16 protein-coding genes are annotated in these 21319 nt (G+C 37.8%); 11 read left to right on the forward strand and 5 right to left on the reverse strand.

Annotation, left to right across the window (positions count from 1 at the left end; all coding sequences use genetic code 11):
* Window positions 1-180: 180 nt before the first annotated feature.
* The 4 genes from ABFX33_RS23260 to ABFX33_RS23275 form a co-directional block, all read right to left on the reverse strand.
* The gene (locus tag ABFX33_RS23260; RefSeq protein WP_346088581.1) at window positions 181-498 is read right to left on the reverse strand and encodes a YbjQ family protein; all 318 of its coding nucleotides are present in this window, start codon (window positions 496-498) and stop codon (window positions 181-183) included.
* A gap of 4 nt (window positions 499-502) precedes the next feature.
* Window positions 503-1189, reverse strand: a complete 687-nt coding sequence (locus tag ABFX33_RS23265; protein WP_259179472.1) for a potassium channel family protein — start codon at window positions 1187-1189, stop codon at window positions 503-505.
* Window positions 1190-1296: 107 nt separating this feature from the next.
* Window positions 1297-3087 (reverse strand): TrkH family potassium uptake protein, encoded by a 1791-nt coding sequence (locus tag ABFX33_RS23270; protein WP_346088584.1) that lies wholly within the window; start codon window positions 3085-3087, stop codon window positions 1297-1299.
* A 124-nt stretch (window positions 3088-3211) separates the two neighbouring features.
* Window positions 3212-5107, reverse strand: a complete 1896-nt coding sequence (locus ABFX33_RS23275) for a hypothetical protein (RefSeq protein WP_346088585.1) — start codon at window positions 5105-5107, stop codon at window positions 3212-3214.
* A 95-nt stretch (window positions 5108-5202) separates the two neighbouring features.
* On the opposite strand from ABFX33_RS23275, the gene ABFX33_RS23280 reads away from it, so the two are divergent.
* Both ABFX33_RS23280 and ABFX33_RS23285 read left to right on the forward strand, forming a co-directional pair.
* The gene (locus ABFX33_RS23280; RefSeq protein WP_346088587.1) at window positions 5203-6240 is read left to right on the forward strand and encodes a hypothetical protein; all 1038 of its coding nucleotides are present in this window, start codon (window positions 5203-5205) and stop codon (window positions 6238-6240) included.
* Window positions 6200-8656, forward strand: a complete 2457-nt coding sequence (locus ABFX33_RS23285) for a hypothetical protein (RefSeq protein ID WP_346088588.1) — start codon at window positions 6200-6202, stop codon at window positions 8654-8656. Before ABFX33_RS23280 ends, ABFX33_RS23285 begins: the two co-directional genes overlap by 41 nt.
* Before the next feature lie 52 nt (window positions 8657-8708).
* Here ABFX33_RS23285 and rsgA read toward each other — a convergent pair whose 3' ends face one another.
* Window positions 8709-9629: a ribosome small subunit-dependent GTPase A gene (gene rsgA, locus ABFX33_RS23290; RefSeq protein WP_346088590.1), complete on the reverse strand. Its 921-nt coding sequence runs from the start codon at window positions 9627-9629 to the stop codon at window positions 8709-8711.
* 106 nt (window positions 9630-9735) lie between these two features.
* Here rsgA and polA point away from each other — a divergent pair, with 106 nt between their 5' ends.
* The 9 genes from polA (at window position 9736) to ABFX33_RS23335 (ending at window position 21313) form a co-directional block, all read left to right on the forward strand.
* Complete coding sequence (polA, locus tag ABFX33_RS23295) at window positions 9736-12534, forward strand: DNA polymerase I (RefSeq protein WP_346088592.1); 2799 nt, start codon at window positions 9736-9738, stop codon at window positions 12532-12534.
* A gap of 8 nt (window positions 12535-12542) precedes the next feature.
* On the forward strand, window positions 12543-13673 hold the full coding sequence (locus ABFX33_RS23300; protein ID WP_257096213.1) for a toxin-antitoxin system YwqK family antitoxin: 1131 nt from the start codon (window positions 12543-12545) through the stop codon (window positions 13671-13673).
* A gap of 24 nt (window positions 13674-13697) precedes the next feature.
* A complete protein-coding gene (locus tag ABFX33_RS23305) occupies window positions 13698-14351 on the forward strand; it encodes a phosphatidylserine decarboxylase family protein (RefSeq protein WP_257096212.1) in 654 nt (217 codons plus the stop codon).
* A gap of 62 nt (window positions 14352-14413) precedes the next feature.
* Entirely contained in the window at window positions 14414-15451 is a 1038-nt protein-coding gene (locus ABFX33_RS23310; RefSeq protein ID WP_223581244.1) for a sensor histidine kinase, read from the forward strand.
* A 90-nt stretch (window positions 15452-15541) separates the two neighbouring features.
* Window positions 15542-16189, forward strand: a complete 648-nt coding sequence (locus tag ABFX33_RS23315) for a DUF47 domain-containing protein (protein WP_104383452.1) — start codon at window positions 15542-15544, stop codon at window positions 16187-16189.
* A gap of 37 nt (window positions 16190-16226) precedes the next feature.
* Window positions 16227-17237: an inorganic phosphate transporter gene (locus tag ABFX33_RS23320; protein ID WP_346088594.1), complete on the forward strand. Its 1011-nt coding sequence runs from the start codon at window positions 16227-16229 to the stop codon at window positions 17235-17237.
* Between the two features lie 198 nt (window positions 17238-17435).
* Window positions 17436-18869 carry an OmpA family protein gene (locus ABFX33_RS23325; RefSeq protein WP_428835661.1) on the forward strand — a complete coding sequence of 478 codons (1434 nt, stop codon included), beginning with the start codon at window positions 17436-17438 and terminating at the stop codon, window positions 18867-18869.
* Between the two features lie 181 nt (window positions 18870-19050).
* A complete protein-coding gene (locus tag ABFX33_RS23330) occupies window positions 19051-20463 on the forward strand; it encodes a tetratricopeptide repeat protein (protein ID WP_223581242.1) in 1413 nt (470 codons plus the stop codon).
* A 106-nt stretch (window positions 20464-20569) separates the two neighbouring features.
* The gene (locus tag ABFX33_RS23335; protein ID WP_346088596.1) at window positions 20570-21313 is read left to right on the forward strand and encodes a shikimate dehydrogenase family protein; all 744 of its coding nucleotides are present in this window, start codon (window positions 20570-20572) and stop codon (window positions 21311-21313) included.
* Window positions 21314-21319: the final 6 nt, after the last annotated feature.

Raw genomic sequence — 21319 nt, forward strand, 5'->3', positions numbered from 1 at the left:
TAATTACGCGCAATCTATTAAATACAGTTCTCTGAGATGATGAAAAGAAAATAAACCTCAAATTGCTATGATTTATCAAAGACAGTCTAGCCTAAAAACGCATGGAAATTGAATAACGATGGATTCGCTCCTGCCTTTTTATAAAAAAAATGCCCTAATTATATTAGGGCTATCTTGAGTTTATTTCATTTTAACGGCTGTCCCCGTGGCGCCTACCATCATCATTCCCCCTGTTCCAACAGTTTGGAAATCCAATCGTACGCCAACGACCGCGTCAGCTCCCAATGCTTTCGCGCGATCTTCTAGTTCACGCAATGCAGCCTCACGAGTCTCCTGAAACGCCCGCTCATAGGAATTGGATCGACCGCCAAAAAAATCTCTAAATCCAGCCATCATATCCTTAATGGCATTTGCTCCCAAAACAACCTCTGAAGAAACAATCCCCAAATAACGCTCGATTTGGTGTCCCTCGATAACACTTGTTGTTGTTAATAACATAATTTTATTCTCCTTTTTGAATTAACTTATTGATGTTGGATAATTCACCAAAAACAACTAAGATATCCCCTTCCGCCATGACTGTTTCAGAAGTGGCAATACCAGATGCTTCCTTTTGTTCTTTGGTGATTCCGTCTTTTTTCGTTTCTGTAATTTTTACTGTCGTCAGTACAATAATTTTATAAAGATTCGTCAGATTAGCCTCACGTAGCGTCATGCCAACATAACGTTGTGGAACCTTTGTTTCAACAATAGAATACCGATCTGAAACCTTAAAGGAATCAACAATATCGATATTGTCCAACCGCATCGCCAAACGCTCTGCAGCCTCTTCTTCTGGCATAATATACTCATTGATCTCCATCGCTTCCAGAACTGTTTTCTGCAAATCGGATACAATACGGCCGATTATACGCTTGACTTTTAATTGTTTTAGGAGCGCTACAGTCATAAGAGATGCTCCCTCATCTTCCCCAATAGCGACAATGACAGCATGCGCATCTTTCAAAGGCAATGAAGATACAGCCTCCCGATCTGTTGTATCCAAACATACGGTATGTGTGATCTTATCTTTGAGCTGCTCCACTATATTTAAACTTTTATCTGCTCCAATCACTTCATGACCGAGTTCAGTAAGATGAACACCCAATGAACGCCCAAAATGCCCTAATCCTAAAACAATATACTTCATAACTCAAACTAAGATAAATTTATTGTATTTACAAGCACAATCACATCCCAGACTATTAAATCAACCTCTTCTCCTCAGCTCCAAATTTATGCTTCAAAAAAATGCTTTTAAAACAGAATCTTTTCTTCTGGAAATATGATATTCCGACGTGTCGTATTTTTGATAAAGGCAACCAATAATGTTAACATACCTACACGACCGACAAGCATGGTCACCACAATGATCAGTTTTCCTCCCATACTTAAAGAAGGTGTAATACCCAAACTCAAGCCACAGGTCGTATATGCCGATAACGACTCAAACAACAAATCTTTCATACTTTTATCTGGATCAGTAAATATAAGGACAAAAAAACTGAGCCCAACGACTATAAACGATAATAAAATGATTGCAAAAGCCTTATTGACGGATTCGCCTGCTATTCTTCGTTTAAAAATTTCAATATATTCCTTACCCTTTGCTAAAGAAATAATATTTATAAAAGAAAGCGCTACTGTTGTCACTTTAACTCCACCCCCAGTAGACCCCGGAGAGGCTCCTATCCACATCAGTAACATGATCAGAAAAATAGTAGGAGCTCCGACAAAACTCAAATCAATACTATTGTAACCAGCGGAACGAGCGGCATTTGCCATAAAAAAAGACGTAGCCCATTCGCCATCTAAGCCCTTTTCTAAGGAAAGCGTATTCTTCCGTTCTAAAAAGTAAAAGAATAGTGTTGCCACAACAATAATAATCGCATTACAGAGTAGAACTAACTTGGAGTTGAAGCTAAAACTCCAGGCTTTATGTTTGTATTTTTTCTTCGTGATCAAACGGTGGTACCACAGGAATATCGATTCCTTTATATAGGTATAAAAGTTGAGCACGATTCCAAAACCTAATCCTCCAAGAATAAACAACGAGGAAAGAGCCAATTGAAATGGATAGTTGAACTTATACGCATCATTGGTAATTCCCCCAGACAAAATAGAAAATCCGGCATTACAGAAAGAAGAAATGGAATGAAAAATTGAAAAGAAAATCATACTACCCATATTCGGGAAGTTAACCCTTTCCAAGGTACTGAAAATTAATAACGCACCAAGAAATTCAAACAACAGTGTTATAAATATCATGGTCAACAATGTCTTAATGACTGATGCCACTTTATTTTCACCCAATATCTCACCAAACATCAGTTGGTTTTTGAATGAAAATCCACCAGAAAAAAAATAACCAAAAAATCCTGTAAACGTCATAATTCCCAATCCTCCAACCTGTATCAATACAATAATAACTGTCTGACCAAACATGCTAAAGTTGGTGGAAATATCTGCTACGGACAATCCCGTTATACAAACAGCACTAGTGGCCATAAATAAGGCATCGACAAAACTGAGCGGAGCTTCAATCGTTGTTCGCGGAAGCATCAATAGGACTGTCCCTATTAGGATAAGCACAAGAAAGCTAATAACAAATAGGATGGTAGGATTAAAATAAAAATTATCGAAAAAAAGTGTGCTTTTCGATAATTCCGCAATAAAAATAATATAGATCCCTAAATAAATCCACTGTTCGCGTGAAAAGACCGATAGTGCATCAATCCTGGCGAAACGAGCAATCAAAATAAAAATAAAATAAATCAGGATAAACAAGCCTGAATAATGTTCAACAGCAATTTTCTTCAGTGCATAGATGGATGAAGATTCCCGCAATGCAATCATAAAGAAAAGCACAAAAAATAGGTAGTGAATGGTTTTACCGAGCAGAGTCCCCAACGTTGGATCTGTTACATAACCAACATTGAAAATAACTATTGCAGCACAAATCATGCTCACATAGAACATGATCTTATCTACAAGACCGTTTTTATATTTGAAAACAAATCGAACAAAACTTAATATAGAATCTACCATTATAAAACGCAAACTAAGATAAATTTGCCTTTATTCAAAAATCTACCAACATCTTATCCCCTAAAAGCACTTTATTTTCACGTGAAACGGAATCTACCAGCGTCTTTCACTACATCTCCTCTTCTTAATCTCCAGGCTTTTCTTTCTCTAATTCCTTTTCAGCCTTCTCTCGATCCCGCTTTCGCTTTTCCTCTATTTTGGCCGCCGCTTTTGCTTCTTCCTCCTTCTCCTCTTTTAGCAACTCTTCAGCGGTTTTATGCTTTTTAAATATCCCTGAAAATAATTTCTTCGCTTTCTCCACACCACTCACGACCTTCTCAACACGATCCGCTGTGTTCATCAATTTCGCCTCCCGCTCTGGCCCTAAACCGACACATTGTTTAATTCCCATCAGCAAACTTTGCCACATCGCCTTAAAGAAAGGATGGGAGGGATCACGATGTTTGTTAATATGCCCAACAGTATATTTACCATAAAGGTCTGGGTTCCCAGGATTAAATAAAACCTGATTGACCATAAATGAAAGGAAGCCCTTCTTTTCTCGACGTCCGTCTTCACCTGTTTCAGAGAGTATGTTGACTTTCAAATCGTTATAATCCATTTTAAAAGTCCCTTTACTCCTGTAGTCATTAGCCCAGACATCAAATACGATTTGTTTTAGATGACCAGATTTAACCTCAACATTCAGCAATGGTCGAATCATTTTATTGACAGCGGTTAAATCCATCTCCCCAAGACTACCTTTATATGTATATGCTCCAACCTTGGAGGTCATATCAAAGACAAAATTGGTCAATAGCTTTCCTGAATTCATAAAATTGGTGCTCAGATTAGCACGCATAAGCTTCTGCTTCAACAGCTTTGTCGAATCATTTGTCACATTCAAAATGGTACCATAGGTATGATCAAAAGTAATAGTTCCAATTTGGCTATATTGATCACTCATCTCAGAATAGGAAATACCAATATTATCCAGAATCAGCGAATCAATTCCCATTCTAGTTGACATTTGCATCAATTTCATGTGCGGTGCATTTCCAATCTGACGGGTAGCAGGACTCTTATAGTGCTTATCGCTATAGATGGAAAGTTGTCCATTTTTTAAGAATGCTTTTTGTGCATAAACCTTTTTATCTCTGGAAAGTTGCCCAAAATTGAACCCGGCCAGTTGTAAGGTGTCCATTTTAAAGACGATATAACTTCCTCCTTCCCCTTTCTTCTTATAATAGGCCGCCTTGTTTAATGTCGGCTGATAAGCGACCTTGGTCAGGAGAACATTCCTGTCTCTACTATTGATATTAAGTTTATCAAAATTGATTTTATAAAAACCATCCGGAGTTTTATAAGTAAAGCCAGGCACTTCGATATCGATCATCTTCGTATGATAAAAACGTTGCCTGTCTTGTTCCGAAGTTGAATCAATAAGGACATCATCAATCCGCACTTTCACTTTTTTTATCTCAAAATCCTGATGTACACCCTTTTGTACCTGCGTATATTTAAAATCAATATTATTCAAATTGACCGCCTCAACATGAATCTTCTTTAAATTATCTTTTATTTTTTCGTACAAAGGTTTCTTAGGCCCCTGGCTTACAGTATCGTTATAACTATGCACCTCATTGATAATATGTATCATTGGCGTATCTACAGTGACATCGTGTAGGAAAAGCTCTTTATCCATTAATACCTTACGGATGCCAAAGCTTTTAATCTTAAGCTTGTTAATGATTATTGCATATCGATTATCAGGAGCCTTTTTCATAAGCTCTAATTTTTTATACACGACACTATCCGGAATTAAATGAAGGTTATCTATGGTTAGATTTCCAAGTGCAAGATTAACATGAATATCGTCATAGTGAACTGTATACAGACTATCTGTAGCTTGCAAAACCAGCTGTTTTATTTTGGTATCCAACAGCGGTTTCCATTTATTGCTAAAATACATAATGCTCCCAGTCAGAGCCAGGAGGATAAACACAACAATTCCAATGATCCACTTAAAAATAGGCTTCATAAAGTCACAATCTCTTTGTAATTTAGTCTTTATTTATTGAATAGCAAACAAGATCAATTCCCCTTTTGTTTCAAATACTACTAAATAAAGCAAATATGCAGCTCCGAATACGACTTTTCTTATTTCTTGTACCGTTTTGGCTACTTATATTCAATTCCTGTTCAAATTCCAAACCCGAAACAGGCTTCTATTTTTGGAAAACAGTCTTTCAACTTGATACTGTCGAAAACCGTGCGCTAAAAGAAGTCGATGCGAAGTCCATATATACTCGAATTATGGATATAGACTTCGATCCTTCCGGTATTCAGGCTGTTCCCATTAGCCCCATTACCTTCTCCCAGCCTGTGCCTAAAGAACAAGCTTTAATACCAGTGGTATTTATCAATCAGCGCATTTTTTCAGAAATGGACAGCCTACAGATAAGGGCCTTAGCCAATAAGATTGTCCCATTTGTCTCTGCAAAAATTAAGCAGGCCGGCAAAGAAAAATTCAACGAATTGCAATTGGACTGTGACTGGACACAATCCTCTCGAGACAAATTCTTCTACCTACTCAATTACCTTCAAGAATTACCTGATTTAAAAGATATTATTATCAGCTCAACCTTAAGATTACATCAAGTTAAGAATACTGTGACAAGCGGTATTCCTCCAGTAAAGAAAGTGACTTTAATGTGCTACAATATGGGCAATTTACGCCAGTTTGGAAACCAAAACTCCATTCTGAATCAACATGATCTAAAGACATATTTAAGTGGTACATTACGCAATTATCCAATGCAAATGGATATTGCACTCCCTCTATTTCAATGGTTTGTGGTTTTTAGAAACAATAGTTACATTGGTATTTCAAAATATATCAGTGAACAGGATATCAATAATAAAGCCCTATTTACACGCAACCCAAAAACTAATTTATATATTTTAATTAACGACCTTCCAAAAGCAAACCTCAAAAAAGGAGATGTTGTCCGATTTGAACAGGTAACTCAAGATGATCTTTTGCAAACGGCAAAATTTTTGAGGGGAGAACTGAAAGGAAAAAAACATCAGATTATTTTTTATCATTTAGATCAAGCTACATTAGCAAATCATGGCAATGCCGAGTTACAAGAAATTATTCGTGCTTTCTAGCACCACGCTTGCTTTCTTTTTTGGAGAGATTGCAACAAATATCGCTTGCGGGCCCGAAGTGGATCCCTATGACAACCAAACAACTTACTATCTTCCGAATCTTGAAGACAATGGATTTTCTGCATTTCAATACATCCCCTATCAATTTCTTTATACCGAAGAAGCTCCAGTCAAGGAAAGCATCGTCAACAGTGAAGCTTGGGCGAAATACCTCGGGTCAGCTGTCAATGTAAAAGATATCGAACAATTGATGTACTACAGCGACTCAGCTACCGCTGATTTGGTCAGTAATCAAAAAAGATCATCCTGGAGCAATCTTCCGGATTCTATCAAAGGAAATACATTTTTACAAACTTTAGTTGATGGTAAACATGAATCTGAGCGAGCTTACTTTGTTTTCACAAAAAAGCAAGAGCCCATTACAAATGTTCAACACAGTTATTGGGATCCCGATACACGGAATTTTAAAGAGATCGTGCAATATGCTGAATTCGCCGAAGCACAGATCAACAAACATAAGAAAAACAGCTTCCTTTTTGTGCGTTACGCTTATCAAGCCGCACGTTTATATCTATTCGGCCAGGAATATGCCAAAAGTATTGCTGTCTATGAAAAGTATTTAAAGCCTATAAAAGGGAACGAAGCTATCTTAAATTGGGCACTTTCCAACTACGCTGGTGCTGTCCGTAAAAATGGTGATGGGGCTAAAGCCGCCTATCTTTTCTCCAAGCTATTTACAGCAAGCCCCGAAAGACGGGTTTTGGCGTACGCTAATTTTCATTATATCACAGCTTCTGACACCGAGATTTTTCAATACGCCAACACGGATGCAGACAACTTTAACATTAATGCCATTATTGGTTTCGGTACAGGAGATCGTACCATGAAATATCTGAATGCCTGTTACAAGCTTGACCCGGCCAATAATGTAAATGCGGTTCTGCTGGGAAGGGAAGTCAACAAAATAGAAGGCGATATGAACGAGTCTTTTTATATCGGTTATGGCGAAAACTACAACTATTATGCTAGGAATGAAGACAAAAGCACCGTTAAACAACATTTGGATTCACTTCGCGATTTCGCATTAAACCTCTATCAAGACAAAAAATACGTTCAGCCACAGCTTGGCCTGATTACAGCAGCCTATTTAAGCTGGATGAATAGAGAAAATGATCTAGCAAAAAAATATCTTGCTCAGGTAAAGGAAAATGAATTGAATCCTAGGTTGGGCGATCAGTATCAGATTACAGTGCTGCTTACGCAATTAGCCGATTGGCAAACCAGTAAACAGATTGACCAGCCAAAGCTGGTCAAAACATTAGCGTGGCTGGAGCAGAAAGCCAAACAGGATGGCAAAAATTCAAGTAACAAAAAAGAATGGAGCTATAGTGCTTTCGAATACAGCAATTACAGTTTGATTGCTAGAAATATCCTCCAGAACCTTGTCGTCAAACATTATCTCAACACTCAAGATACGGCGATGGCAAGTTTAGCTGCTGTTAAAGCCGACATCTTCTATAATTATGGTGTCGCCAAAGATTCTCTTGAAGACAACATGCAGTGGTCTACCATGCATTTTTGGGAAAATAGCCTCACGCCTAAAACATTATTAAAAATAAGGGCACTCCTGTCAAACAACACACAACAAAATACATTATCCCGCTTTTTATTGGAAGATATCAAGCATTTTAATAGAGATTATTTGACAGAATTACTAGGCACTGCATACCTACGGGAGCTTGATTTTCAAAAAGCAGCTACAACATTACAGGCACTTCCTAAAGATCACAAAGTAAAGGAAATAAGGAATTCGTACAATGAAGATGAAACGGATGTTATCCCCAGTCCATTTATTGTCACCATCAATGACTATCCAAAGAAATATGGAAAAGAGAATACAACTAAATTAAAATATGCTGAGCGTATGGCCCGATTGGAGAATGCCATAAAAAGCGAAAAAAACAATCAGAAAAAAGCCGACTATTACTTTCAGATGGCCACAGGCATTTATCAGACCAGCACCTACGGAAACGCCTGGTCGCTAGTGGCGTACGATTGGTCATCCTCAGACAACCATGCTGCCACAACAATTCACTGGCAACGGAATTACTTACAGACAAAATCAGCAAAAGATTGGTATAACAAAGCCCGTTCACTAAGCTCCGACAAAGAGTTTAAGGCCAAATGTACCTTCATGCTCGCAAAATGTGAACAGAAAGATTTTGTTTATACGGATGAAACACGCTGGCAATATTATGACTCCCCATTGAAAAATCCGTTTTACCGCTTTTCACTACAGAATAAATACTTTAAAGAATTAAATACACAATATAAGGATACGCCTTTTTTCAAGATGGCTTCAAAGGAATGTACCTACTTGAGAGACTACATAAATCTGACCCAGGCTATAAAATAAAGACGCTCTTGCTTAATACAAACAGGGCTTCCATATGGAAGCCCTGTTTGTATTAAGCTCTGCTATCTTCATTGTGATATATACTGAGATAACTATCATAACGTGAAGATTCAATCTCTCCCTCCTCGACGGCTTGCATAATCACACAGCCGGGCTCATTGATGTGCCGACAGTTATTGAACCGGCATTGGTTCATCAACGCACGCATCTCAGGAAAAAAATGGGACAGTTCCTGTTTTTCAATATCCACAATTCCCAGCTCGCGAATACCGGGTGTATCAATCAGTTTACCCTCAAAAGGTAAGTCAAACATCTCTGCAAACGTAGTGGTGTGCTTCCCCTTATCTGACCAATCCGAAATTTCTCCTGTTTTCAAACCATATTCAGGTACAATAGCATTAATCAAAGTGGACTTACCAACACCTGAGTGACCGGACACTAATGTAATTTTATTCTGAAGTAGCCCCTTGACAACATCAATATTCTTTCCCGTCAAAGCCGAGATCTCATAGCATGGATAACCGATTCGTTCATAAATCGCCTTATAGTCGGCCAATATTTCCAAACCTTCATCACTGAAAAGATCAAGTTTATTAAAAATAAGTACTGCAGGTATCCCATAGGCTTCGGTCGTTACCAAAAAGCGGTCAATAAAACCCAAAGATGTTGGCGGGGAAGCCAACGTAACAACCAAAAAAGCCTGATCTAGATTCGCACCGATAATCTGCGTTTGCTTGGAAAGGTTCACCGATTTTCGGATAATATAGTTGCGACGGGGTTCAAGTTCTCGAATAACAGCACTTTCAAGATCTGGCTCCACATCAAAATGCACCCAGTCTCCTACAGCCACCGGATTGGTCGTTTTAATTCCTTTGGTACGAAATTTCCCTTTGATCCGGCAATCATATCTCTTGCCATCTTCGCCCAAAACCTGATACCAACTACCTGTGGACTTTGTTACCAATCCTCTCATAGAACCTGTTGCATTAAATGTGTCATAGCACAAAAATCGGAAAAATTTATTAAACTTACGGTTTGATGAATTTCTTACCTTTGTAAGGAGACTAAAATTCAATTTTGTGAAAAAACTATTTCTTTTAGATGGCATGGCTCTTATATATAGAGCATATTTTGCTTTGAGCAAGACCCCACGCATCACCTCGACAGGGTTGAATACTGGGGCGATCATGGGTTTTACCAATACACTGTTGGAGGTATTGAAAAATCAGCAACCTTCTCATATAGCAGTAGTGTTCGACACGGCGGCTCCTACAGCACGCCATATTGAATTTGAAGCCTATAAAGCGCATCGTGAAAAAATGCCCGAAGACCTTTCAGCTTCTATTCCTTATATCTACCGCCTGATTGAGGGATTCAATATCCCCATTATCACAATGGACGGTTATGAAGCGGATGATATCATCGGAACATTAGCGAAAAAAGCAGAACAAGAAAACTTCCAAGTCTATTGTATGACACCGGATAAAGATTTTGGTCAGCTTGTCTCAGACAATATTTTTATTTACAAACCAGCCCGTATGGGGAATGGGGCTGAAGTACAAGGTGTCAAAGAAATCCTCGAAAAATGGGAAGTCACAGATGTGAACCAAGTTATTGATATCTTAGGATTATGGGGTGATGCTGTAGATAATATCCCAGGAATTCCAGGTATTGGTGAGAAAACCGCAAAAAAACTTGTTCAGGAATTTGGGTCAGTCGAAGGAATTATTGCCAATGCGGATCAGCTAAAAGGAAAAATGCGCGAAAACGTTGAAAATTTCGCAGAACAGGGGTTAATTTCAAAAAAATTAGCAACAATTTTGTTGGATGTGCCCGTTGAGTTTAACGAAAAAGCGCTAGAACTTGAGGATCCAAATAAAGACATGCTCGAACCCCTCTTTGCTGAATTGGAATTTAGAACATTGGGAAAAAGAGTTTTTGGAGATGATTTCTCTATACTTGAAAAGAATTCACCTGTAAATGGACAGATGGATTTATTTGCTACAGAGATAACAGCAAATACAACAAGTACAGTAATAGAAGTTTCAAATGAAAATATTGTTCTAAAAAATATTCATAATACAACACACGAATACACACTGGTAGATACAACCGAAGAACAAGAAAAACTCGCCAAGGAACTCAACTCAAAACGCAGCTTTTGTTTCGACACAGAAACAACAGGGTTAGACGCGAATCTTGCTGATATTGTCGGACTTTCATTTTCGTTTGAAACTGGGAAAGCATACTATATCCCTACACCAGCAAATCGGGAAGAAGCCCAACGCATCGTCGATATCTTTAAGTCTGTACTGGAAAATCCAGCAATTGAAAAGATAGGTCAAAATATCAAATACGATATCCTCTTATTGGCAAGATATGGTGTTAAGGTGCAGGGAGCCTTATTCGATACCATGTTAGCGCATTACCTCATTGACCCTGATACGCGACATGGCATGGATGTCCTTGCGGAGAACTATCTGAATTACACGCCAGTCTCCATTACAGAACTCATTGGAGAAAAAGGGAAAAAACAAGGAAATATGCGGGATGTTGATTTCGAAAAAATCAAAGAATACGCTGCTGAAGATGCTGATATTACATTACAGCTAAAAAATATATTCCACCCCCTTTTGGTAGAAACGGATACATTACAATTGGCCCAGGAGGTCGAATTTCCACTTGTGTATGTACTTGCTGAAATAGAACGCAATGGCGTAAAAGTGGATGTCCCCGCTCTTGGCGAATTTTCCAAAACATTGGAACAGGACATCAAGGATCTAGAGAATGCCATATTTGAAAAAGCTGGAGTGAACTTTAATATTGCCTCGCCAAAACAGTTAGGCGAAGTCTTATTCGACAAGCTCCAACTGGATCCGAAAGCAAAGAAAACAAAAACAGGGCAGTACAAAACCGGTGAAGATGTTTTATTGGCGCTGGCGCACAAATCAGATATTGTCCAGGACATCTTGAATTTTAGGCAGTTACAGAAATTAAAGTCAACTTACGTAGATTCATTACCTGAATTGATCAATCCAGAAACCGGTCTGATCCATACTTCCTATAATCAAGCTGTCGCCGCAACAGGTCGTTTGAGCTCTACCAATCCTAATCTGCAGAATATTCCGATCCGTACGGAAAGAGGTCGGGAAGTGCGGAAAGCATTTATCCCGCGTTCGGAAGATCATGTGATCTTATCCGCCGATTATTCACAGATCGAATTACGCTTAATAGCAGAGTTGAGCAAAGATCAAAATATGTTAGAAGCCTTTACTCAAGGACATGATATTCATCGTGCCACCGCTGCCAAAGTGTATAATATGGCTTTTGAGGAGGTTACATCAGAACAGCGTCGCAACGCGAAAGCAGTAAATTTTGGTATTATATACGGTCAATCCGCCTTTGGTTTATCTCAAAATCTAGGTATCTCGCGTAAAGAAGCTGCTGACATCATCAACGAATATTTCAACCAATATACCGGTATAAAGAAGTATATGAGCGACGCCGTTGAATCTGCTAAAGAGAAAGGCTACGTTGAAACAATTTTAAAGCGTAGACGTTATTTGAGAGACATTAATTCAGCAAACATGACTGTTCGGGGATTTGCTGAACGAAATGCGATCAATGCCCCTATTCAAGGTTCGGCAGCTGATTTAATCAAGATTGCCATGATTGCAATACAAAAGGAAATCGAGCATCAGGGATTGGTAGGGAAAATGATTATGCAAGTACACGATGAGCTGGTGTTTGATGTTCCGAAACAAGAGGTCGAAGCATTCAAAACCATTATTCTGGACAAAATGACAAATGCTATAAAAACAAACGTTCCGTTGATTGTTGAAATCGGAGAAGGTAAAAACTGGCTTGAAGCACATTAATTTTTGTTATGACTAAAAAGATCATTTATATATTGTTATTGTTTTCCTCGTTTTGCTGCCAATCTATTCAGGCGCAAGACGGTAAACCTGTATTTTACGAGAAATTAGATCAAGGCTTAATTCGTTTCTATTTTGATAAGTATTATTATCTGGCGGCAAAAGATTGCGAATTCAAATCAATTGAACGTGTAAGCAAATTTGATTTCACAAAGCAAATTTTCGAAGGCGAGTTTCGTGATTTCGCGCCCAATGGCAACCGTATACTGGTTGGCAATTATAAGGATGGTAAAAAAGAAGGTCTATTTCAAGCTTTTCATCCGAATGGTGTGTTAAAATGGGAAATAAATTTTAAGGATAACTATCCTGTCGGTGATTGCAAATATTATTATCCCGATGGTAAACCGTTATTAACGGTGGCCTATGGTGATTACGGTTATTTCATTAAAGATTATTGGGATAATCGAGGAAAACAGGAAATCGTTGGCGGTGAAGGAAACTATGAATTCGCTATTCCATTCGAAGGGTTCACAGAATTCGGGTATGATTTTTATCTACGTAAAGGCAAAGTAAAAAGTGGTAAACCACAGGGAAACTGGAACACCTACTTTTACAATGTTGGACAGCAACCCATTTACGCGATGACACAACGCTTTGTTGATGGAAAAATCGTTGCTACTTATGATGATAATGGAGAGCTTCCAAGTGAAGATTTTCAGGCTTTAAGTGTTTTGCCCTACGATTATTTTATCCGAGCTGAACTATTAAACAGCAAATCCTGTAGTTTTGATGACTTTTCAAACTTCTATGCGTTCCTTGCTAAACGGTTTACCGATAGGATCAATAAAAGCGGATTCGAAGTCGCAACTCAACTAAATTTCTCCTATGAAGTTGAAGTCAAAAAAACGGGCTTAGCCAATTTGCGAAGTCTTAAATTGAATGTAGACTCCAATAATGAAAATGATCTCACCGTTTTGAATCGAATTGCTAAAAGTGTAGATTTTTATTTTCCAACCTACAAACAAGATCAACCTCAAGACGATACGATTAAAGTTTCTGGGAGTATTGCCACAGGAAGTGATGGAAAAGTCTATACCCATTCAATTAAAATCGAAAGACAAATAGACAATTCGAGTAAATAATTATCTTTGCAGAAATAAATAGATATGAAATTCCATAAAGAAGGATATACCACATTAGCGATTGCTGTACTTTTTATCTTTATCATCAATGCCGTTGCGGACTATTATGATGCACCGCAGTTTGTAAAATGGTTTATTTATGCCCTTTCAGCATTCCTATTCATTACAGTTGTTCAGTTTTTTAGAAGTCCTAAGAAAGTAGTGATTCCACAAGATGGCACAATCTTATGTCCTGCTGACGGAAAAGTTGTAGTCATTGAAGAAACCGAAGAAAATGAATATTTTCATGACAGAAGGATACAGGTCTCTATTTTCATGTCACCCATCAATGTGCATGTGAACCGAAATCCAATCAGTGGTTTGGTGACTTTCTTCAAATATCATCCTGGGAAATTCTTGGTTGCTTGGCATCCAAAATCATCGACAGACAATGAAAGAACCACTGTTGTCGTAAAAGACAAAACAGGCAGGGAAGTTCTTTTCCGTCAAATTGCTGGCGCGTTGGCCCGTCGTATTGTTTGGTATGTAAAGGAAAATGATCAGGTTGTTCAGGGCAACGAGTTCGGCTTTATCAAATTTGGCTCACGTGTGGATCTATTCCTGCCTCTGGGAACAGAGATCAATGTGAATATTGGTGATAAAGTTACCGGAGCCAAAACCGTTATCGGAAAATTTTAACAATTTATTAATATCATTATAAGTAACTTAGGCTCCAATTAGGGGCCTTTTTTATTCAACAAATGAATTTTAGACAATTATTATTAGCAAACTCCGCTGGTGTTGGCATTGCAATATCCACTATCAGCTTTTATTATAAACATGACCTTCAGACTGCACTGATTATTTTTTTTGTAGCCTTGGTCATTTGTTTTCTTCTATTCAACTACCTGTTCGAGAAATACATCTACCGCCGTCTTAATACCATGTATAAATTGATTCACAATCTAAAACTCGGTAAGGATCTTAAAGATGCGATTGGTGAACATGTCAGTGAAGATCCCATTACAGATGCAGAAAACGACGTAAAGGCTTGGGCAAAAGATAAAAAAAATGAAATTGAACAGCTGAAATCGCAGGAAAAATTTAGGCGTGAATTCCTCTCCAATATATCCCATGAGTTCAAAACACCCCTCTTTGCTACCCAAGGGTACATCGAGACATTACAAGATGGACTAATGGAAGAAGACATGGAAATGGCAAAGAATTTCTTAGACAAAGCTGCTCGAAACCTTGACAGATTGAATTACCTCATTCAAGATTTAGATGAAATATCCAAACTGGAATCAGGTAAAATGGTATTGAACATTGAAAAATTCGACATTGTAGATCTTATCAAAGACACCTCGTACTCATTGGAGGACAAAGCCAAACAACATAATATTAAGATTGAGTTCAAACCCAAAACTGGCACGCCACATTGGGTTAAAGCAGATCGCAATAAAATACATCAAGTATTGTATAACCTTATCGATAACTCACTCAAATACGGAAAAGAGGGAGGTACCACCAAAATCAAAATTTTTCCACTTTTTGAACAGGTCTTAATAGAAATCACGGATAATGGTTATGGTATCGAAGAAAAAAATCTGAGCCGGGTATTCGAAAGGTTCTTCCGTACGGATAAAAGTCGCTCAAGAGATATCGGCGGATCGGGCTTAGGGCTTGCGATTGTCAAACATATTGTTGAAGCCCATCAACAGAATGTTAACGTACGTAGTACAGAGGGCATTGGAACCACTTTTGGCTTTACTTTGCAAAAAGTTCAGACCGGAGATTAAACAATTGATGACATTTTTGTGTTTAAACAAAACCAATGTTAACATTAACTTAACATTAGGGTATTATTTTTGCAAAAATAAATTTAAGATATGTCTTTAAATAGCATTTTTCAATACTTCGTTCCAAAGGACAAAAAATTCTTCCCTTTGTTTGAACAAGCCGGCAACAATTTGATCGAAATGTCTCAATTGTTAAAAGATATTGTTAACTCAAACAATCCGGAGAAGAAGAAAGAGTTCACTCGTAAGATGGAAGACTTGGAGCACAAAGGCGACAACATCACACATCAAATTCACTTGGAACTAGGTAAAAATTTCATTACACCTTTCGACCGCGAAGATATACACTCGTTAGCAAGCTCATTGGATGATGTAGCCGATTTTATACACGGCGCGGCTAATAGAATGGACTTATACAAGGTAGAAAAAGCTACAGAACCGATGATCGAAATCGCGGATCTATTGGTAGAAGCTACTGAGCACGTTTCAAAAGCAATCCATGAACTTCGGGATTTAAAAAACATTCGCAATATCACAGATTCTTGTGTGCGTATCAATAGTGTAGAAAATAAAGCAGACTATATTTTTGATAAGGCAGTAGCTGATCTTTTCGAATTTGAAAAAGACGCTATTTCATTGATCAAACACAAAGAAGTGTTATCCGCAATGGAAGATGCAACAGACAAATGCGAGGACGTTGCTAACGTATTAGAAAGTATTCTAGTTAAAAACGCATAATCATTCGATCATAAGTGCATAAAAATTCTACGAGATTATGATGTCAACATTACTCGTTGTTGTGATTGTCTTAGCAATTGCATTTGACTACATCAATGGATTCCATGATGCAGCCAACTCTATTGCGACAGTCGTATCAACAAAAGTTCTAACACCAGCAATGGCCGTATTATGGGCTGCCATATTCAACTTTGCTGCTTATTTCTACTTTACAGACCACAAAGTAGCCAACACCATTGCCAAAACGGTATTGGAAGAATATATTACCCTAGAGGTTATCTTTGCGGGCTTGCTCGCAGCAATAGGGTGGAACTTGTTCACTTGGTACTACGGAGTACCGTCAAGTTCCTCACACACCCTAATTGGTGGTTTTGCGGGGTCAGGAATGGCTTATGCCTTTATTCTCGGCGCAGATCCTATTCACGCTATCAATATCGATGCAACATTAAAAATTATTGCTTTCATCGTGCTGGCGCCAATCATCGGTATGACCATATCTATTATTATTACTTTAATAGTAATTAACCTCGCCAAAAACTCCCGACCTAGTGTCGCTGAAAAATGGTTTAAAGTATTACAATTGGTTTCATCAGCAGCCTTGAGTTTTGCGCATGGTGGTAACGATGCACAAAAGGTAATGGGTATTATCCTTGTAGCTATGGTTGCTGGTGGATATATGCAAAACACAGAACACATGCCAGAATGGATTCCTCTAACTTGTTACGCGGCTATCGCTGCTGGGACAATGAGTGGTGGTTGGAAAATTGTGAAGACAATGGGAACTAAAATCACGAAAGTAACACCATTAGAAGGAGTTTGTGCTGAATCTGCAGGAGCAGTAACATTAGGTATTACAGAGCATTTCGGTATCCCTGCATCAACCACACACACGATTACAGGAGCTATTATTGGTGTCGGAGTTGTTAAACGTGTTTCAGCAGTACGCTGGGGGGTAACTATTAGTTTGTTATGGGCTTGGATATTGACAATTCCAGTATCAGCTTTGCTTGGAGGGCTCTCTTTAGTCATTGTACATTATTTACTTTAGAAAGAATTTCTTAATTTTTTTCTAAAAGCTATTGAAACAAAACAAAAATTTGGTACTTTCGTACCGGATTTTTGTTTTGTTGTTTCACATTAAATACTTAATTTAGTACGAAATATCAGGAATTTAAAAATTTAACATAATTTTAAGACTTTGGCACGGCAATTGTACTGTTCCAGATATTAAATAAGATAACAAAGTTTGAAAACAATTAAAATTAATAATAACCTTAAAAACAAGAGTATGAACTATTCTACAATTAAAAAAACAGCTGTTGCTGCTACATTAGTTGCCGCTTTAGGTTTCGCTGATACAGCACAAGCTCAACAAGTATTCGGTGGTAGATCACAATACAGAACTTGGTCTATCGGAGTTCAAGGTGGTATCACTACGCCTAATGCTTTAATTGGTGGTAACAATAACTTTGGTCAAAAAGTTGGTTACTTCCAAAACAAAGTTGGTGAGTACTATGGTTTAACAGTACGTAAACAATTCTCTCACCTATTCGGTTTAGAAGTTGAAGCTAACCGTGGTAAGATCAAAACTTACAACCACAATGAGTCTGGTCCTGCTTTCGAAAACAATTCTGGTTCAAATTTAGGTCGCGCTCAATCAGCTGAAACAAAAGTAAACTGGGCTGCTAGCTTAAATGGTGTGTTCCAATTAGGTACAATTGATTTCTTAAGAAGAGAAAATGCCGTTAACTTCTACGCTAAAGTAGGTATCGGTGCTTTCGCTTACAACCCAACTCAATTCTCTAACAATGACTTCGGTGGAACTGTTGTTTATGATCAAAAATGGGGTGAAGATATTCTTGGAGACCGCTCTCCTTCAAATCCTCGTGATAAAGACTACCGTCTAGGTATGATCGTTCCTGTAGGTGTTGGTGCTAAATTCAAATTATCTGAAGTTGTTGCATTGAACTTAGGTTACACAATGAACTTCACTGATGAGGCATTATTGTACGGACCTGGTAGAAACACTACTACTAAACAACGTTTCTCTAACGTATACGGTGGTTTAGAGTTCACTTTAGGTTCGAAAGACAAACAAAACTTGACTTTTGCTAACCCAGTAGCTACAATGTATGATGAGTTGAAAGACCCTTCATTGAGAAACGAAGTTGAAGCATTAAAACAACGCGTAAGCACATTAGAAGGTACTGTTAACACATTAAGCGCTGACGCTGATGGTGACGGTGTATCTGACAAATTTGATAAATGCCCTGGTACTCCTGCTGGTACTCCAGTAGATGGTTCAGGATGTCCAATCAAATTCCCAGAGCCAGTTGTTGACAACGTTACTTCTAACGGTTACTATGCTCCAATTCAATTCGAATTTGATAGCTCAGTATTGAAAACTTCTTCTTACTCAACTTTAGATAAATTGGCTAAAGAAGTACGTGACAACAATTCATCTGTAACTTTAGACGGTTATGCATCTGCAGAAGGTTCTGAAGCTTACAATATGACTTTGTCTAAAGACCGTGCTAACTCTGTAAAACAATACTTAGTAAATGCTGGTGTTTCTTCATCAAGCATCACTGCTAACGGTTACGGAGAGAAAAACCCAATCGCATCTAATTCAACTGAAGAAGGTCGTGTTCAAAACCGTCGTGTTGAGATCAAAAAATAATCGTATATAATTTATACCATTATATTAAAAGCCGGCTCTAGAGCCGGCTTTTTTATTTTGACAGTATTTATCCTTAACTTTGTGGATGATATCCAATTTGTGGAAAATTTATTCAAGCAAATTAGATAAGAAATTAGTATTTTGATTTAAGGAACAGAATACTGGTTTTAAACTTTTGAGAATGGAAGAGGATTTTGAATTTGAAAACCCCGAAGAAAGAAAAATCTCGGTGGACAGATATGAGGAAATGCTTCGAAACGAGGATCAGTATTTTTTTGACTCCAAGGCTTTCGAAGGAATAATAGACTACTATGCTGAAAAAAATGACCCTGTAAAGGCACTACAAGTAACCGAATTTGCAATCAGCCAACATCCCTTTGATATTACATTTTTGTTGAAGCAAGCTCAATTGTTTTCAACAATTCAACAGTATCAGAATGCATTAGCGGCCTTGGACAAAGCGGAACTGCTGGAAGCTTCGGAAGGAGACATATTTCTAATTAGGGGTGGTATTTTGGGGAGCATAGGGCAATTTGATGAAGCATTAGATCAATTATTCAAAGCATTACCCTTATTAGACAATAAAGATGAGGTTTATTTTCATATTGCCATGATTTTTCAAGCGCAAATGAACTACGACAAAGCTATTGTCTATTTAAAGAAGGCGCTTGAGCTCAATATGGACTATCAAGAAGCCCTCTATGAGCTTGCTTATTGTTATGATGTACTTGATAGGCAAGAAGAAAGTATATCTTTCTATAAAAAATATATTGACTCAGACCCTTATTCGTACTATGCTTGGTATAATCTAGGCAACTCCTATCATAAAATAAGCAAGTTTGAAGAAGCATTAGATGCATATGACTATGCCATATTAATCAAAGAAGACTTCTCATCTGCTTATTTCAATAAAGGAAATGCACTAGTCAACTTAGATCGTTATCAAGAGGCATTGGACGTATACAAACAAACTTTTGAATACGAACAACCTAGCGCGGATACCTATTGTGCTATAGGAGAGTGTTACGAGAAACTGGAACAAATGGAAGAAGCTCGAAACTACTATAAAAAAGCCGTAAAGTTAGACGCCGAGCTTGCAGATGCATGGTTTGGTATTGGTGTCACGCTCGATTTTGAAGAACGATATTTTGAGTCGCTTCATTTCTACAAAAAGGCTTTGGAACTAGAAGACACAAATCCAGATTACTGGTTTGCAATCGCAGATGCTCGGTATAAGCTACAGCAAATTGATCAGGCTGAAGATGCGTATAAAAAAGTAGTTGCATTAAATCCATCAGATATAGATGCTTGGCTCGATTATTCTTCGATCTTATTTGAACAGAGTAAAATTGATGAAGCCATCAATGTCATGTCGGATGCGATTACGCAAAATCCCGAAGCGGCGGAATTATATTATCGTGTTGTGGCCTATCTATTTGCAAATGGACAATACAATGAAGCTTTAAACTTTTTGGAACTAGGCTTAGCAACGAATCCGGAAAAACATCATATTCTCTTTGATTACCTTCCTCAATTGCAAGGAAATCAAATTATCACTGAAATTGTAAAAAAATATACCAAACCAAAAAATTAAAGTTGAAAATACATAATACCCCAGGCACTCTTTCGGACTTGCCTGGGGTATAAAATGCAATTAGATTAAGCTTACCTTTTCACCCAAAGAAGTACTAAACCATTTAATGAAAAAATTAGGTCTGATAGGATATCCACTAGGACACTCCTTTTCCAAGAAATATTATTTAGAGAAGTTTCAGAAAGAAAATATTCAACATATAGATTATGACTTATATCCAATTGAACGTATATCAGATTTTCCATCTATATTTAAGAATAAGGACTTTTATGGGGTAAATGTGACCATTCCATACAAGATAGAGGTCCTGGACTATTTAAACGAACTATCAGAAGAAGCTAAAGCTATACAAGCTGTAAACTGTATCCGCATTACACATCTAGCAAATGGTGCTCCATACTTGAAAGGTTATAACACTGATGCATTTGGATTTGAAGAATCATTGAAACCACTTTTAACCCATAATGACAAGAAAGCTTTAATTCTTGGAAACGGAGGAGCGGCAAAAGCAGTGATCTATACCTTAGATAAATTAGGGATCAAATACAAGCTTGTTAGCAGAACCAAACAAACGGACAACTACACCTATGATGAATTAGATGCCCCGATTTTAGCTGAATATACATTAATTATTAACTGTTCACCCGTTGGAACATTCCCCAACATAGCAGAGTCTCCGGCCCTACCATATGAACATATCAGTGCTAAGCACCTATTCTATGACCTTATTTATAATCCAGAAGAGACAGTATTCCTAAAGAAAGGTAAAGAAAAAGGTGCTCGAACTAAAAATGGCTATGAAATGTTGCTACTTCAGGCGGAGAAAAATTGGGAAATTTGGAATAGCTAGTCTTTC

Origin of the sequence: Sphingobacterium ginsenosidimutans, assembly GCF_039536865.1 — a bacterium.
GTDB lineage: Bacteria > Bacteroidota > Bacteroidia > Sphingobacteriales > Sphingobacteriaceae > Sphingobacterium > Sphingobacterium detergens.

What these genes read in the sequence shown, in the direction of transcription:
- ABFX33_RS23260 (WP_346088581.1), bottom strand. Translation starts at nt 498, where the DNA reads ATGTTATTAACAACAACAAGTGTTATCGAGGGACACCAAATCGAGCGT.
- ABFX33_RS23265 (WP_259179472.1), bottom strand. Translation starts at nt 1,189, where the DNA reads ATGAAGTATATTGTTTTAGGATTAGGGCATTTTGGGCGTTCATTGGGT.
- ABFX33_RS23270 (WP_346088584.1), bottom strand. Translation starts at nt 3,087, where the DNA reads ATGGTAGATTCTATATTAAGTTTTGTTCGATTTGTTTTCAAATATAAA.
- ABFX33_RS23275 (WP_346088585.1), bottom strand. Translation starts at nt 5,107, where the DNA reads ATGAAGCCTATTTTTAAGTGGATCATTGGAATTGTTGTGTTTATCCTC.
- ABFX33_RS23280 (WP_346088587.1), top strand. Translation starts at nt 5,203, where the DNA reads ATGCAGCTCCGAATACGACTTTTCTTATTTCTTGTACCGTTTTGGCTA.
- ABFX33_RS23285 (WP_346088588.1), top strand. Translation starts at nt 6,200, where the DNA reads ATGGCAATGCCGAGTTACAAGAAATTATTCGTGCTTTCTAGCACCACG.
- rsgA (WP_346088590.1), bottom strand. Translation starts at nt 9,629, where the DNA reads ATGAGAGGATTGGTAACAAAGTCCACAGGTAGTTGGTATCAGGTTTTG.
- ABFX33_RS23300 (WP_257096213.1), top strand. Translation starts at nt 12,543, where the DNA reads ATGACTAAAAAGATCATTTATATATTGTTATTGTTTTCCTCGTTTTGC.
- ABFX33_RS23305 (WP_257096212.1), top strand. Translation starts at nt 13,698, where the DNA reads ATGAAATTCCATAAAGAAGGATATACCACATTAGCGATTGCTGTACTT.
- ABFX33_RS23310 (WP_223581244.1), top strand. Translation starts at nt 14,414, where the DNA reads ATGAATTTTAGACAATTATTATTAGCAAACTCCGCTGGTGTTGGCATT.
- ABFX33_RS23315 (WP_104383452.1), top strand. Translation starts at nt 15,542, where the DNA reads ATGTCTTTAAATAGCATTTTTCAATACTTCGTTCCAAAGGACAAAAAA.
- ABFX33_RS23320 (WP_346088594.1), top strand. Translation starts at nt 16,227, where the DNA reads ATGATGTCAACATTACTCGTTGTTGTGATTGTCTTAGCAATTGCATTT.
- ABFX33_RS23330 (WP_223581242.1), top strand. Translation starts at nt 19,051, where the DNA reads ATGGAAGAGGATTTTGAATTTGAAAACCCCGAAGAAAGAAAAATCTCG.
- ABFX33_RS23335 (WP_346088596.1), top strand. Translation starts at nt 20,570, where the DNA reads ATGAAAAAATTAGGTCTGATAGGATATCCACTAGGACACTCCTTTTCC.